Origin of the sequence: Rhodococcus sp. ARC_M12, from assembly GCF_022810385.1 — a bacterium.
Classification (GTDB): Bacteria; Actinomycetota; Actinomycetes; order Mycobacteriales; family Mycobacteriaceae; genus Rhodococcoides; species Rhodococcoides navarretei.
Window position 1 is genome coordinate 14,753 of the sequence record NZ_JALGQI010000010.1, and the last position, 13,869, is coordinate 28,621.

General features: G+C 64.2%; 15 protein-coding genes. 7 read left to right on the forward strand and 8 right to left on the reverse strand.

The features are described from left to right. Positions 1 to 7 precede the first annotated feature (7 nt). Positions 8 to 1,306 (reverse strand): lipase family protein, encoded by a 1,299-nt coding sequence (locus MTX35_RS14040; protein WP_243595572.1) that lies wholly within the window; start codon positions 1,304 to 1,306, stop codon positions 8 to 10. Between the two features lie 60 nt (positions 1,307 to 1,366). Then, positions 1,367 to 2,650: an HNH endonuclease signature motif containing protein gene (locus tag MTX35_RS14045; protein ID WP_243595573.1), complete on the reverse strand. Its 1,284-nt coding sequence runs from the start codon at positions 2,648 to 2,650 to the stop codon at positions 1,367 to 1,369. A gap of 249 nt (positions 2,651 to 2,899) precedes the next feature. Between MTX35_RS14045 and MTX35_RS14050 the strand changes: the two genes are divergently transcribed. Together MTX35_RS14050 and MTX35_RS14055 are read left to right on the forward strand one after the other, a co-directional pair. Next, positions 2,900 to 4,135 carry a molybdopterin-dependent oxidoreductase gene (locus MTX35_RS14050; RefSeq protein WP_243595729.1) on the forward strand — a complete coding sequence of 412 codons (1,236 nt, stop codon included), beginning with the start codon at positions 2,900 to 2,902 and terminating at the stop codon, positions 4,133 to 4,135. Between the two features lie 108 nt (positions 4,136 to 4,243). Continuing rightward, positions 4,244 to 5,497 (forward strand): Nramp family divalent metal transporter, encoded by a 1,254-nt coding sequence (locus MTX35_RS14055; RefSeq protein WP_243595574.1) that lies wholly within the window; start codon positions 4,244 to 4,246, stop codon positions 5,495 to 5,497. On the opposite strand, the gene MTX35_RS14060 is transcribed toward MTX35_RS14055, so the two are convergent. Beyond that, positions 5,494 to 5,937 (reverse strand): SRPBCC family protein, encoded by a 444-nt coding sequence (locus MTX35_RS14060; RefSeq protein WP_243595575.1) that lies wholly within the window; start codon positions 5,935 to 5,937, stop codon positions 5,494 to 5,496. The genes MTX35_RS14055 and MTX35_RS14060 overlap by 4 nt on opposite strands. A gap of 29 nt (positions 5,938 to 5,966) precedes the next feature. Continuing rightward, positions 5,967 to 6,941, reverse strand: a complete 975-nt coding sequence (locus MTX35_RS14065; RefSeq protein ID WP_243595576.1) for a D-2-hydroxyacid dehydrogenase — start codon at positions 6,939 to 6,941, stop codon at positions 5,967 to 5,969. A 32-nt stretch (positions 6,942 to 6,973) separates the two neighbouring features. Here MTX35_RS14065 and MTX35_RS14070 point away from each other — a divergent pair, with 32 nt between their 5' ends. Then, positions 6,974 to 7,480, forward strand: coding sequence for a GNAT family N-acetyltransferase (locus tag MTX35_RS14070; protein WP_243595577.1), 507 nt, complete (start codon positions 6,974 to 6,976; stop codon positions 7,478 to 7,480). A 10-nt stretch (positions 7,481 to 7,490) separates the two neighbouring features. After that, complete coding sequence (locus tag MTX35_RS14075) at positions 7,491 to 8,051, forward strand: sugar O-acetyltransferase (protein ID WP_243595578.1); 561 nt, start codon at positions 7,491 to 7,493, stop codon at positions 8,049 to 8,051. Here the strand turns inward: MTX35_RS14075 and MTX35_RS14080 are convergent. Together MTX35_RS14080 and MTX35_RS14085 are read right to left on the reverse strand one after the other, a co-directional pair. After that, positions 8,043 to 9,626 carry an ABC transporter permease gene (locus MTX35_RS14080; protein WP_243595579.1) on the reverse strand — a complete coding sequence of 528 codons (1,584 nt, stop codon included), beginning with the start codon at positions 9,624 to 9,626 and terminating at the stop codon, positions 8,043 to 8,045. The genes MTX35_RS14075 and MTX35_RS14080 overlap by 9 nt on opposite strands. Then, positions 9,623 to 10,423 carry an ABC transporter ATP-binding protein gene (locus tag MTX35_RS14085; RefSeq protein ID WP_374230298.1) on the reverse strand — a complete coding sequence of 267 codons (801 nt, stop codon included), beginning with the start codon at positions 10,421 to 10,423 and terminating at the stop codon, positions 9,623 to 9,625. Before MTX35_RS14085 ends, MTX35_RS14080 begins: the two co-directional genes overlap by 4 nt. Positions 10,424 to 10,459: 36 nt before the next feature. On the opposite strand from MTX35_RS14085, the gene MTX35_RS14090 reads away from it, so the two are divergent. Then, on the forward strand, positions 10,460 to 11,263 hold the full coding sequence (locus tag MTX35_RS14090) for an SDR family oxidoreductase (RefSeq protein WP_243595580.1): 804 nt from the start codon (positions 10,460 to 10,462) through the stop codon (positions 11,261 to 11,263). Between the two features lie 6 nt (positions 11,264 to 11,269). Here MTX35_RS14090 and MTX35_RS14095 read toward each other — a convergent pair whose 3' ends face one another. Both MTX35_RS14095 and MTX35_RS14100 read right to left on the reverse strand, forming a co-directional pair. Beyond that, positions 11,270 to 12,052 (reverse strand): pirin-like bicupin family protein, encoded by a 783-nt coding sequence (locus MTX35_RS14095; protein WP_243595581.1) that lies wholly within the window; start codon positions 12,050 to 12,052, stop codon positions 11,270 to 11,272. A 30-nt stretch (positions 12,053 to 12,082) separates the two neighbouring features. Next, positions 12,083 to 12,601: a VOC family protein gene (locus MTX35_RS14100; protein WP_243595582.1), complete on the reverse strand. Its 519-nt coding sequence runs from the start codon at positions 12,599 to 12,601 to the stop codon at positions 12,083 to 12,085. Between the two features lie 87 nt (positions 12,602 to 12,688). Here MTX35_RS14100 and MTX35_RS14105 point away from each other — a divergent pair, with 87 nt between their 5' ends. Further along, positions 12,689 to 13,141 (forward strand): MarR family winged helix-turn-helix transcriptional regulator, encoded by a 453-nt coding sequence (locus tag MTX35_RS14105; protein ID WP_243595583.1) that lies wholly within the window; start codon positions 12,689 to 12,691, stop codon positions 13,139 to 13,141. Continuing rightward, entirely contained in the window at positions 13,138 to 13,860 is a 723-nt protein-coding gene (locus MTX35_RS14110) for a pirin family protein (protein WP_243595584.1), read from the forward strand. Before MTX35_RS14105 ends, MTX35_RS14110 begins: the two co-directional genes overlap by 4 nt. The last annotated feature ends 9 nt before the right edge of the window (positions 13,861 to 13,869 follow it).

The window sequence follows — 13,869 nt, forward strand, 5'->3', positions numbered from 1 at the left end:
AGGGTAGCTACGCCCGAACGCCGATGATCACGGCTCTGATGGTTGTCCAGGTCAGCGACAGCAACCCCCGCACCGCGGAGAGCGAGAACGCTGTGGACCACACCGTTCGCGTCGACGGTTCGCCGACCGGCCGTCCCGCGAATCGATCGGCGAGCCAGTCCAATGTCAGCGGCGCACTGAGCGGGTGCAGCGACAGGTGCTCACTCAGCCGATCCCGTAGATAGGTCACGTGGGCACCGGCCTCGATGTACCGATCCACCTGCCCGTCCACGTCGTCGACGGCGATGATCTGATCGTGCACCGACTGAACGACCAGCAGCGGTGCCGTCGGAGCGGTTCGACCCGGCTGAATGTCCTGGAACACCTGCACGATCTCGGGCAGAGCCAGCAGATCGGCCAACGGCACTTCGATGTAGCGATCCAGGTCGTGCCGCGCGAGGCGGGTGACAGCGCGGACGGTGGTCATGTGCTCGACGGAATCGAGAATGCGCATCCCGTCCTCGTTGACGTACTGCCGGATGACCCGGTCCAGCTCTGGATAGGTGCGCCGCAGACCCGCCACCACCAGCGTCGGCAGCGCCGAATGGAACGTCGCATTCAGCCTGGTGAACGCCGAGCCGGGATCTCCGACGGGCGAGCCGAGGGCAGCACCGACCAACTCGATCTCCGGCGCATATTCCGGTGCCATTTCCGCCGCCCAGGACGTCGCGAGCCCGCCGCCCGAGTAGCCCCACAGCGCGACCGGCGTGCTCGAATGCAGGTCCAGCGGCTCGAACGACAGCGCCGCGCGAACCGCGTCGAGCGTGCAGAATCCGGGTTCCTGCGGCGAACCCCAGTGTCCGTCGGGGCCCTCGTGATCCGGGATGGAGATGGTCCACCCTCGGCGCAGGGCATGCAGTACCAGCAGGAACTCGAACTGCGGAACCGCACCGAACGCCCGCGCGCCACGCCGAAGCGCATAGGACGGGAAACACGAGGACGCGACGCCGTCGATCGCACACTGATACGACAGCAGGACCGGCTCGGCGTTGTACGGGCGCAGCACCGTGGTCACACTGGCCTGCGGAAGACCACCGAGATCAGCGGTGCGATACAGCAGCTGCCACGCGTCGACCCGCTGGCGGATGCGGCCGAACATGGCGACCTCGACCGGCCGCACCTTGAGAATCGTCCCGGGCAGAGCTGCTTCGTACCCCTCGGGCGCGGCGTAGAAGGGGTCGTCCTCAGGCCTGGTCGCATCGGTCCGGCTCGGTGCTCGTTCCACCGGCCAGGGCCGTTCGTCCTCCAACGATCTGTCGACGCTCATGTCCCACCGCTTCTTGTCCGAGTCTCGCCGTCACACTAACTTGCCCTCGAGGACCCCATTTCATGCAGCCTGCTGCCAATTCGTGATCAGGACATCGGTCGCGTAGCTCAGGTCGAGACCTTCCCCACCCCAATTCGGCACGATGGCGTCGGGCGCGATGTCGCCGTACCGTCGCTTGATCTCGTCGGCGTCTCCGGACACCGCGGGAGCGTGGATGATCTCGGTTCCCGAGGGATGGCGGAACGAGAAGCGTTGATCACCACGGGCTTCGATGAAGAAGTACCCGTCGTGCAACGCTCGATGATGCTCGCCGCACAGCAGGACCAGGTTGTCGAGTGACGTCGCACCTCCCCGTGAGCGGTAGGTGACGTGGTGCGCATGCATGAAGCGGGTCCGGCCGCACCCCGGCACCGCGCAGCATCGGTCTCGAATGATCAACTGACGCATCTGCGTTCGGCTCGGTGCTTTCGCGGTCGAACTCCACCGCACCGTTTTTCCGAGTCGGCCGTGGCCGACAGTCCGCATGACCGCAGAACACAGCACCTGAGCCAACGTCTCGTCGTCCAACCCCGGACCGTCGTCGAAATGGGCATGATCGCAACCCGCTACGTCGCTGCCGCCGATGTGGACCAACACTTCCGCTGCCGGTGACACAACCGGCGAATCCAGCGCAGCGCAGACCATCTCGGCCATCGCGATCATCGCCGGCACCGGGTCGGGCGGTGCCGGCGCCGCCCGATCACCCTGTGATTCGCTCTCTGTTCGAGTGCGCTCGTACTCCGCTCTGGTCAACGCAGCCAGGAATCGCTTGCCGTCCTCGGGGCGAAACCGCGCCGTGACCAGCAGCGAGCCGTCCTCCTCGTCCCAGCGCCACCGCCCGACGCACGGATCGAGGTCGACGCCGTTGCCCCTGGTCGGACGCATCGCCTTCTTCAGGCCGCGACAGAGCCGTTCGATATGCGCGGCGGGTGCATCCAGCGCTTTCTGCAGCAGCGATGCCTCGTTCTCGGCCGTGGCCACCCGGGTCATCGCTCGTACCTTGGAGTACGAGATCGTGCCGCTCAGGTACGCCGAGGTGATCAGCGGCAGTTCTCGCATCGCTTTGGCCACCCGCACCTGCTCACGGGCCGTGTGCAGATCGACTCCCGCACGCCAGGACAACCAATGCGCACAGGACCGCACTTCCCAGGCCGCCCATCCGCGTCGAGCATCGAACTCACCCACCAGAATCAGATACTGCGCCGACGCCGCAGCGATCTGCCCTGCCAGAGCGCAGATTTCGGTCTCGATTTCTTTCATGTCGATCCGCCCCGCCTCGGATCGCGCCTCGGTCATGTCGATCATGAACGCCCCCATTCATCGAATGCATGTTCGACGAACAGTAGAACGAGGCACCGACAACAACTTCTCGACGAGCGTCCGGTACGTCCCCGCGGGGACGTATCGGCTTGCTTTCTCGCTGTTCGGCCCGATACTGACACCGAATGCTTGTTCCGAGCGAGCGAAGGGCGGTAGGCGCACGTGAGCGACGACCCACCGGTACCCGAGCAGGCCACGAGACATCCGGCACTGCCTGGGCAGCGAATGCCCTACATGGCCGACGCACGCAACCCGCTCGCGCGCTTCCGCAGTCCGCTGCGCGGCACGTGGTTGACGTCATTGTTCGGTGCGGTACTCCTGGTGGCGCTGCCGATCATCATCGTGACGGGTCTGCTCTCGTACAGCGCGTACGGCCCGCAGTTCGGCCAGGCCAGGCCCGGTGCCGTGGGGTGGCTACGGTTGCCCTTCTTCGACTGGCCGACGAACCCTGCCTGGCTCTACCAACTCACGCAGGGCCTGCACGTCGGGCTCGGCCTGATCATCGTGCCGCTCGTCATCGCGAAACTCTGGTCGGTGATGCCCAAGCTCGTCGAACTACCGCCGGTGCGGTCACCCGCGCATGCGCTCGAACGTCTGTCTCTGCTGGCTCTCGTGGGCGGCCTGCTCTTCGAGATCGTCACCGGTGTTCTCAACATCCAGTACGACTACGTGTTCGGCTTCGATTTCTACGCCGCTCACTACTTCGGTGCCTGGGTGTTCATCTCCGGATTTCTCGTTCACCTCGGCCTCAAGGTTCCGCTGATGTGGCGCACCCTGAGATCCGAATCCCTGATGGACGTGTTGCGCGCCAGGAACGAAGCTCCGGACAAGCAGAACGACGACAACCCTCCGGCGACCATGAATCGCCGCGGTGCCATCGGATTGGTGGCTGCCGGAATGGGTTTCGTTGCCGTGTTGACAGTCGGCCAGACGCTCGGCGGAGTGCTGCGCAAGGCTGCCATTCTGCTACCCCGCGGGCGCTCCAACGGCGACGGCCCCAACGACTTTCAGATCAACCGAACGGCGGAAGCGGCAGGAATCACCGAGGCGCAGACCGGTGCCGACTGGCAACTGACGATCAGCAGTGCAGCCGACGACGCCGTCCCGATCGTATTGTCCCGAGGCAGGCTGCTGTCGATGACGCAGCGAACTGCAAAACTTCCGATTGCGTGCGTCGAAGGATGGTCCACGACGCAGACCTGGACCGGCGTCCCGTTGGCCGAACTCGCCGCACTGGCGGGTGTGCCCGCACCGCGGTCGGCCGAGGTGAGCTCGCTCGAGCAGAACGGAGCGTTCACCCGTGCGGTGCTGCAGGGAAATCAAGCGGCGCACCCGAACTCGTTGCTGGCTCTGAAAGTCAACGGCGTCGATCTCTCGCTCGATCACGGCTATCCCGCACGCGTGATCGTGCCTGCTCTTCCGGGCGTCCACAACACCAAATGGGTTGCTCGTATCGTGTTCCGCTCGTGACGAACAGGGGCCGAACCCGGCGGCGGGAGAGTCGGCTTGCCAGGGACCTCCACTTTCGTAAAGAGTGAGGCAGGTCACTGAGCAGACGCCGGCCCGCGAGGAGAACCGATGACGGAAACCACTGCACCGCCCCCGAAATGGAAGGTGGTCGGCCCTGGACTGGTGGTCGCCGCAACCGGCATCGGCGCCGCCGACCTCGTCGCGACACTGGTCGCCGGGTCACGATACGGCTACGCACTGCTGTGGGTGATCATCGTCGGTGTCGTCATGAAAGTCGTTCTGGTGGAAGGTGCCGGCCGCTACACGCTGGCGTCGGGCAACACGATCTTCCAGGGCTGGCGTTCGCTGGGTAGGTGGACGACGGTGTATTTCGCGCCCTACATCGTGATCTGGGGATTCGTGTACGGCGCTGCGGCGATGTCGTCGAGTGCGCTGCCGATCGTCGCACTGTTCCCCGCACTGGATCTCAAGGTCGTCGCCATCGCATCCGGACTCCTCGGGTTCGCATTGATCTCGCTCGGTAGCTACGGGTTCTTCGAGAAGATCATCACCGTCTTCGTCGGCATCATGTTCGTCACGGTCATCGGCGCTGCGGTAGTGGCTGTTCCGAACGTTCCCGCGATCGTCAAGGGCATCGTTCCCACCATTCCCGACGGCTCGATCGTGTACGTCCTCGGCCTCGCCGGTGGCGTCGGTGGCACCATCACGCTCGCCGCATACGGCTACTGGCTGCGCGAGAAAGGCTGGATCACACCGAAATTCATGCGCGTCATGCGCATCGACAATTCGATGGCGTACGTCATCTCGGGCATTTTCGTCCTCGCGATGCTCATCGTCGGTGCCGAACTGCTGTACTCGTCGCAGATCGCGATCTCCACCGGCGATCAGGGCTTGGTTCAGCTCTCCGACGTGCTGGCCGAGCGCTACGGCACGGTGTTCGGCTACGTGTTCCTCATCGGATTCTGGTCGGCGTCGTTCTCGTCGCTGATCGGGGTGTGGAACGGCGTGAGCCTGATGTTCGCGGACTTCGTCGGTAATCTGAAGGGGCTCGAACAGGGCGATTCGGACACGCGCGTGGGCGGCAAGTACTTCCGCTGGTACGTCGCGTGGCTGACGTTTCCGCCCATGGCGCTGCTGTGGCTCGACCAACCGATCGGGCTAGTACTGACGTACGGCGTACTCGGGGCGGTGTTCATGCCGTTCCTGGCAGTCACGTTGTTGATTCTGCTCAACAGTGATCGCGTGCCGACGCAATGGCGCAACGGCTGGTTCACCAACCTCACGCTGGGTGTCTGTGCATTCCTGTTCGCGTGGCTCGCCGTCGACCAGGTGTTGGATGCCCTCGACAAGTACGTGTACTAGTCGGCGGCTTCCAATCGGGCCCGCAATGTCGACTCCGTGTGCTTGATCGCCTGACCCACAACCGGTTCCACTACCGCGCCGAGCACCTTGCCTGCGATTCCGCCCGGCAGGCTGTAGCGGAACACCACATCCAGACGGGTACCGCCGTCTGCCGTATCGGAGAACGACCACGTGGACGAGTTGGACAGGCCCTCGACCGATTCGAGCGTGAGCTTCTCGTTGTGGACCCATTCGGTCACGTGCACGACGGAGGTGAGGGCCTTCGGACCGATCTGCATCGTCGCGTCGTACCGGGCACCGAGGCCTGAGGTGACCTCGCTCGTCGGCTCGAACCGGGTGATGCCGAACATCCACTGCGGGACGTTTCTGAAGTCGTCCATATAGGCGAACGCCGCGTCACGGCTGGTCGACGCAACGGCCGAACGATTGATTTCACGCACTCGTGCACCTTAGTACACGCTACGAGGTGTTACGTATACTTTTGCGCGTCGTTCTGTCTGCGCACGTATCCCAACCGCATGTCCACGACGTTGACCAGTGCCGAACCACGGACGTATCGCTGCAGGTTGTCCTCGAACAACGCCCACAGACGGTCGGCGAAGTCATCGGCGTCGCCCGCCAGATGCGCAGTCAGGATGACGTTGTCCATGCCCCACAGCGGGCTCGTGTCCGGCAGCGGCTCGACCTCGAACACGTCCAACACTGCCCACCCGATACCTCCGGACGTCAGGGCGTCGCACAGGGCTCGTTCGTCGACGACGGGCCCGCGAGCGATGTTGACCAGCCCCGAATCGGGACGCATGGCCGCGAGCACCTCGCCGTCGACGAGAGCGCGGGTGGCATCGGTCAACGGTGCCGCCAGCACGATCACGTCGTAGTCGCCCGCATACGTGGGTAGTTGCCGAACATTGCGGATTCGCGTGAACTCCGTGTCACCGGACCGCTCGGACGTTGCCGCGGCATCCACGCGCATTCCGAGGGCACCGAGCACTCGGCCGATCTCGCGCCCGATGGAACCGGGTCCGACAACGAGAGCGGAGCGACCGCGAATCCCGTTGGTGATTCTGTGCTCCCAGACTCGCTCGCGTTGTCGAGCAAGCGCTTGTGGCAGTTTCTTGACCGACGCCAGAATGCCGGCGGCGACGTACTCGGCGATCGCGCGGTCGAGGATTCCACCGGAGTTCGTCAGCGTCCACGACCCCTCGCGCAGAACCGGATCGAGCAGTCGATCGACGCCGGCACTCGACGAGTGGATCCACCGAAGATTCTCGGCCTTCGGCCATACGGCCCGCAGATCGGCGGTCTCGAACGTCCGGAACAGCAGCACCTCGGCCCACGGCACCGCGTCGGCGAGTTCGGCCATCGTGCACCTCCGAAACTCGGCACCGTCGATCGCGGGGAAGGACCTCCGGTCCGAATCGTTCTCGACCACAAGCACGTTCACCACAGGACTCGCCACCTCCGTACGATGGCACCGTGCTCACCGTAGAACTCGCATCTGCCGCCGACGCGGCAACGATACTCGGCCTCCGGCACGCTGCCGAGGACTGGCTGTTCGCTCGTGGAATCGATCAGTGGACGCCACGCGAGGTGCCCCTCACCACGGTCGCTGCGCAGATCGAGGCAGGAGAGTTCCACGTCGCTCGACGCGAGCCCGGTGCCCCGATAGTCGGGGCTCTGCGGTTGATCTGGGCCGATCCCGCAATCTGGCCCGAAGAGGATGGGCACGCCGGGTACGTGCACGGGGTGGTGATCAACAGAAGCGAGTCAGGAATGGGACTGGGCGCGTCGTTGCTCGAGTGGGCATTGCGGCGAAGCCGGCAGGAAGGGCGATCGCTACTGCGTCTGGACTGTGCCGAGACCAATACCGAACTGCGCAACTACTACCTGCGGCAGGGCTTCCGCTACGTCGGCCGCCGCGAGTTCGCCGACGGCAGTTCGTGGTTCAGCGTGGCACTGTTCGAGAGGCCGACCGATCGGTAGCCTGTCATCCATGAACGAGAACCGGGATCGAATGCTGCGCGGCGAGTTGTACCGAGAGAGTGATCCCGAGTTGGTGGCGTCTCGGGTGGCATGCGGCAAGCTACTGGACCGATTCAACGCGACCGAGGCGGACGACAACGACCGAAGGCGCGAGATTCTCGGCGAGTTGCTCGGATCCATCGGATCGGACTCGTCGATCATGCCCAGATTCCAATGCGACTACGGCACTTACATTTCCATCGGATCGAATACGTTTCTCAACTACGACGCAATCCTGTTGGACTGCGCGCCGATCACCATCGGTGACGACGTATCGATCGGGCCACGGGCGCAACTGCTGACGGCGCTGCACCCCATGGAGGATCACGAGGCGCGCCGAACACGCTGGGAGAGCGCTCTTCCCATCACCATAGGAAACAACGTGTGGTTGGGTGGCGGGGTCATCGTCTGTCCGGGAGTCACCATCGGCGAGAACTCGGTGATCGGAGCCGGAAGTGTCGTCACCCGCGACGTGCCGTCGCACACCTTCGCGGCCGGCAACCCGTGTCGGGCCATTCGCGCTCTACCGTGAGATCACCTCGTGCAGGATCTTGTCGGAGTCACGGACCAACGTGTCGACGGCCACCCGCGCACCCCACCACATCCCCAGCCACCCGACGGCCGCGGCCACGGGAACGGACAGATACGCGAAGGCACCGGGGAGGAGTAGTGCCAGTAGCAGAGCGGGCAGTACCGACACCGCGAGTACAACTATTGCCAGCATGAGCAGGGCGAACGAACCTCCGTTGAACGACCCTCGTGTGTTGAGAGAAAAGGCCTTGGTCGGTTCGGGAACCGGATAGGCGGCACGGACGGAGACCATGACGATGAGGCCGGCGCTGACCCCGAGCATCGACAGCGTGACCGAGATGGGGATTGCCAATCGGTCGAGTCCGAGGTCACCGAATACGCGGACGACCGCCGTGGGCACGATCGCGAAGGGTGCAGCCACGATCAGCCAGGCGAGCTGCCGGCCACGAACGTCGTCGCGCAGAGCTTGCGGAATCATCACCAGGTGCCACATCGAACCGCCGTCGAGGCCGTACAGATTCGATCCCGCGCCCATCGCCATGAAGATCACGATCCACGCGCCCCATGCTGCACTGAACGGAATCGAGTCGGTCACCAACGGACCGACACCTCCGAGCACCGCGAAGATGAGGACCGACAGCAGCTGACTTCGACGACGCATATCGCCGCGCCACAGGGACAGCTCTCGCATCACCACCGCACCGATCCGCGATGCCCGCCAGCCGGTATCGCCGTTACGACCCCCTGCCTCCACCTGCTTCCGCGACGCGCCGTACGAGGCGGACACCCGTCCCTCGAAGAGCCGCAGCACAAGTCGCTGCCACGACCACACCACTACACCGTCGAGCAGCAACAGTCCCGCCACTGCGCCGATCGCCAGGAGCCAGTTCCCGTCCAGCGCAGCATCCACACCGGTGATTCCCCAGCTGAACGGAATCGAATGTGCCAGAGTCAGAGGCCAAGTCACTTCACCCGATAGCACCCGCGAGAAGTTCTGGGTGATGGGGAACTGCAGGAAGTACAGTCCGCCGAACACCGCACCGAACGCCAGCAGAGCGAACTCTCGACTACGTCGACTCTTCAGTAGCTGAGACATCGCCACGGTGACCACTCTGGACAGTGACACGAAGAGCACCACGGTCGCGGGCCAAGCCACCAGAGCGACCGGAAGTGCTGCGAAGGAACGGGACACGGCATAGATCGGGATCGACGCAGTTGCAATCGCCGTCAACGGCACCACCATGCCGAACGCCGACGTGCCCAACAACGCACGAGCCAGGCGTGCGGGTTCGACCGACAGCATCTGGAAGTGGCGGGGCTGGATGTTGTCGTCGGAGATTCCCGAGAGCACCGGGAACAGCACCCAGCTCAGGCCGATCAGGGTCAGCCCGAGGCTCGCGGTGCCGCCGACCAACACCTGCGAGTCTCCACTGCGCGCAGACAACACACATGCCACGACCGCGAATACCAGTCCCAGCAACCCGAACACGGCTTTCACCACTGCTTGCCCGCCCTTGAACTGCCTGCGGTAGAGCGTGATTCGCATCTGCAGGACGGTTCGGCCGAGGGACGTCACGAGCGCATCCAGGACAGGCCGTCGGGGTTCTGCTCGCGAGTACCCACCAGGCGAACGAAGGCGTCGTCCAGGCTTCCCCCCGCACGGACCTCGTCCACCGTTCCCGCGGCCACGACGCGGCCGCCGGTGATGACGCCGACGTGGGTGCAGAGCTGCTCGACGAGGGCCATCACGTGGCTCGACAGAATCACCGAGCCGCCGGACCGGACGAATTGGATCAGAATGTTGCGAATGGTGGTGGAGGAGATGGGGTCGACCGCCTCGAACGGTTCGTCCAACACCAGCAGCCGTGGACCGTGCAGCAATGCCGAGGCCAGTCCGATCTTCTTGGTCATGCCCGCGGAGTAGTCGGCGATGACGGTTCCCCCGGCATCCGCCAGATCCAGCGCGTCCAGCAACTCGTCTCGACGCTGTGCGATCACGTCCTCCGGCATCGCGCGCAGTCGTCCGAAGTACGTCAGCAGCTCGTGGCCGGTGAACTGCGAGGGCAGAGCGAGCCCGTCGGGAAGCACGCCCAACAGTTCTTTTGCGGCGATGGGATCGGCCCAGACATCTCGTCCGAACACGAGACTTCGGCCGTACTGTGGCCTGAGCAGACCGACCGCCATGGACAGGCATGTCGTCTTACCTGCGCCGTTCGGGCCGACGAGGCCGAACATCGATCCGGGTGGAACCATCAGCGAGAGGTCGTCGACGGCAACCTTGGGGCCGAAGGCCATACACAGGTGCTCGATCAGCAGGGCGGCAGAGTTCGTTTGCACGGGTAACAGACTAACCGGTATGGGCTGATTCGTCATGCGGTACGAACCGACTGCACCGGTACCATTCCGGACATGAATCGCACCGCAGTGGTCACCGGAGCTTCGTCGGGTATCGGACGCGCGGTCGCGCAGGCGCTCGTCGCCCGGGGCTATCGAGTGATCGGCACGTCCCGCAATCCGGCATCGATGACCGACGCCCAGCGGGCCACCGGCGTCGAGTATCGCGCTCTCGATCTCACCGACGCCGACTCGATCCGCACCTTCGTCGCCGATCTCGGTGACGTCGACGTCCTGGTCAACAACGCCGGTGAGAGTCAGTCCGGTCCGTTCGAGGAACTGCCGACCGACGCCATCGAGCGACTGTTCCAGTTGAACGTCTTCGGCGCAGTGACGCTGTCGCAGAGCGTCATTCCCGGCATGCGTGCGCGCGGGTACGGCCGCATCGTCATGGTCGGCTCGATGCTGGCCAGCTTCCCGCTCGCCTACCGCTCGTCCTACGCCTCGACGAAGGCCGCCATCAAGGGCTTCTCCGACGCGGCACGCCTGGAACTGTCGCCCTACGGCGTGTGGATGACCACCGTCGAGCCGGGATCGATCAACACCGGAATCAGCGAGCGGCGAACCAAGTACATCGCACCGGATTCGGTCCACCGAGACGACTTCCACACCGCGATCTCAGCCCTGGACCGCAAAGAAGGAACCGGCATCTCCGCCGAGAATGTCGCGGAGGTGGTGCTGAAGGCCATCGAGGCGGACAAGCCGAAACCGTTGTACGCCAGGGGCAGCAACGCACCGGTCGTATTTCTTGCGCGGCGGCTGCTGCCTGCGACGTTCATGGAGAAGACGATCGCGAAGATGTTCGGTCTGAAGAGGTAGCAGACCTCACCCGGCGATCGCGGCGTGCATCTCCCACACGATCACTTCGGCTCCGGTTGCGGTGCTCAGCTTCTGCCCGCCGCCTCCGGAGATCCGCACGGCGTCGCCCTCGGCGAGTACGCCGACTCCCTCGAGCATCGCTTCACCCTCGGCGACGAAGATGTGCACGAACGGCGCGTCGGGCACATCGACCGGGGCTTGCCCTGGCTGCAGACGGGCAGCGTGCATGGCGGCGTACTTGTTCTTGATGCGGATCGCCGCGTGGTCGGCGTGATGAGCCATGCCTGACGCCACGGGAACCAGTCCGCCACTGAGCAATTCGCTGTCGATTTCGAGCTGCTCGTAGCCCGGGGTGATGCCCTGCTCGTCCGGGACCACCCACATCTGCACGAAGCGAACGGGATCGCCGTGCTTGCCCGAGTACGAGCCGGCGGTCTCACCGAGTCGCCACGAATCGTTCTTCTCGGAGTGCAGGATTCCCGTACCTGCGCTCATCCGCTGCGCGAGACCGGGGTAGATGACACCGGTATGGCCCATCGAATCCTGGTGCACCAGCGAACCCTGCAGGACCCAGGTGACGATTTCCATGTCGCGGTGCGGATGGGTGTCGAATCCCTGACCGGGAGTGACGATGTCGTCGTTGTTGACCATCAGGACACCGTGGTGGGTGTTGCCACGGTCGAAGTGGTTGCCGAAGGAGAAGGAGTGCTTGGAGTCGAGCCAGCCGATCCTGGTCTTGAATCGGTCGTCGGCTCGGCGGACGTCGAGTGTGGTTGCTGCAGAGGTCATGTCATTGCCTCGGATCTCGAAGTGTGGGGGTCAGAGAACGTGCGAGCCGTACATCTCACCGAGTGGATCGGCGATCAGTTCCAGGCGGGCACCGTCGGGGTCGCGGAAGTACAGGGAGACCTCGCTGTGCTCGATCAGTTCGACTCCGGCGTCGATCAGCTTGGAACGCAGGTGTTCCCACCTGGTGGGCTCGACACTGATCGCCACGTGATGGAGACCGCCGAGCACCTCTGCGTAGGGTCCGACATCGAGGCCGGGAAAATCGAAGAACGCCAACAGATTGCTGTTGCCGATATCGAAGAAGAAGTGCGAAGACCCAGGATAGTCACGGTTCTCGATGAGCTCGGCGAGCGGAAACTCGAGCAGATCCTGGTAGAAGCGGACCGTTGCTTCGACGTCGCTGCTGACCAATGCGGTGTGATGGAGGCCGCGAGCCGAGGAAGCAGGCCGCTCACCGGCAGGCTTCAGGTGCTGCCGACGAATGCGTTCCCGCTGCTCTTCGTGTTCCTGCGCGCGGCGTGTCTCTTCCGCAGTCAGTTCGTTGGTCATCGCTCCACCCTCCGGGGTCAAGTAGTTGCTTCGTCAACTACTGAGAACAGTACACCTGCTAGTTGCGTTGTCAACTACTATGGGCGCATGGATTCACCACGGTGGCTCAGCAAGGACGAACAGCAGGCCTGGCGCGCATACCTCGACGCAACGCGGCTGTTGCTTCGCGATCTCGACAATCAGCTCACGCGCGACTCCGGCATCTCGTTCACCGACTTCGAGTTGCTGGTGGTGCTTTCCGAAGCACCCGACCGTCGACGCCGCATGAGCGAACTCGCCGACGCCGTCACCACCACTCGCAGCGGCGTGACAAGGGCCATCAGTCGACTGGTCGACTGCGGCTGGGTCCGGCGCGTCAAATGCGACGACGACAAGCGAGGAATGTCTGCCGAACTCACCGAGGCCGGCATGAACACCCTCGCCGCCGCCAGCCCCGGGCACGTCGAAGCCGTACGGAAGAACATGTTCGATCTGATCGACCCCAACGATCTCGCGGCCGTCACACGTACATTCTCGGCAATGCGGGACAACGCGTCGTGACCCTCACCCACATTCCCAGCGAACAACGGCATCACTGGTGGAACGAATGGCTCGATTCCAAGCAGTCTTTCCCCGCCACCGGAAACTACGATCTCCCGGCCAATGCGCATGGACTGTTGATGGTGCACAACGAGGACACGGTGTCCCCGGGCGAGGGGTTCGACTCCCATCAGCACGAGAACATGGAGATCCTCACCTGGGTACTCGAGGGAACGCTCGAACACACGGATTCCGAGGGTCATTCCGGGCTGATCCGCCCCGGGCTGATTCAGCGAATGAGTGCGGGCACCGGCATTCGCCACACCGAACGCAACGCATCCAGCCTGACCGGCCGCGACAAGCTACGCGTCGTGCAGATGTGGATCCCACCCGATACCGACGGGAGGGTGCCGTCGTACGACGAGCGCGACGTTCGAGACGAGTTGGCGAATGGCGAGCTCGTCTGCGTGGCATCGGGAATCCCAGGAAGAAGTGGAGTGAACATCGGCAATCGTTTTGCGGCACTCCACGTTGCGCGGCTCGAGCCCGGACAGTCGATCACCGTTCCCGACGCGCCGTTCGGTCACGTCTTCGTCGCCGACGGTTCGGCGGTGTTCGAGGACGTCGGCAACCTGGCCCAGGGCGACGCGGTGCGACTGACCTCGACGGGCGGGCACCGTGTGACAGCATCGACCGCGAGCGAAATCATGATCTGGGAAATGCACGCCACCTTCGCCTGAGGGAGTTTC

What these genes read in the sequence shown, in the direction of transcription:
- MTX35_RS14100 (WP_243595582.1), bottom strand. Translation starts at nt 12,601, where the DNA reads ATGACCAACGAACTGACTGCGGAAGAGACACGCCGCGCGCAGGAACAC.
- MTX35_RS14095 (WP_243595581.1), bottom strand. Translation starts at nt 12,052, where the DNA reads ATGACCTCTGCAGCAACCACACTCGACGTCCGCCGAGCCGACGACCGA.
- MTX35_RS14085 (WP_374230298.1), bottom strand. Translation starts at nt 10,423, where the DNA reads ATGACGAATCAGCCCATACCGGTTAGTCTGTTACCCGTGCAAACGAAC.
- MTX35_RS14055 (WP_243595574.1), top strand. Translation starts at nt 4,244, where the DNA reads ATGACGGAAACCACTGCACCGCCCCCGAAATGGAAGGTGGTCGGCCCT.
- MTX35_RS14045 (WP_243595573.1), bottom strand. Translation starts at nt 2,650, where the DNA reads ATGATCGACATGACCGAGGCGCGATCCGAGGCGGGGCGGATCGACATG.
- MTX35_RS14040 (WP_243595572.1), bottom strand. Translation starts at nt 1,306, where the DNA reads ATGAGCGTCGACAGATCGTTGGAGGACGAACGGCCCTGGCCGGTGGAA.
- MTX35_RS14050 (WP_243595729.1), top strand. Translation starts at nt 2,900, where the DNA reads ATGGCCGACGCACGCAACCCGCTCGCGCGCTTCCGCAGTCCGCTGCGC.
- MTX35_RS14075 (WP_243595578.1), top strand. Translation starts at nt 7,491, where the DNA reads ATGAACGAGAACCGGGATCGAATGCTGCGCGGCGAGTTGTACCGAGAG.
- MTX35_RS14105 (WP_243595583.1), top strand. Translation starts at nt 12,689, where the DNA reads ATGGATTCACCACGGTGGCTCAGCAAGGACGAACAGCAGGCCTGGCGC.
- MTX35_RS14090 (WP_243595580.1), top strand. Translation starts at nt 10,460, where the DNA reads ATGAATCGCACCGCAGTGGTCACCGGAGCTTCGTCGGGTATCGGACGC.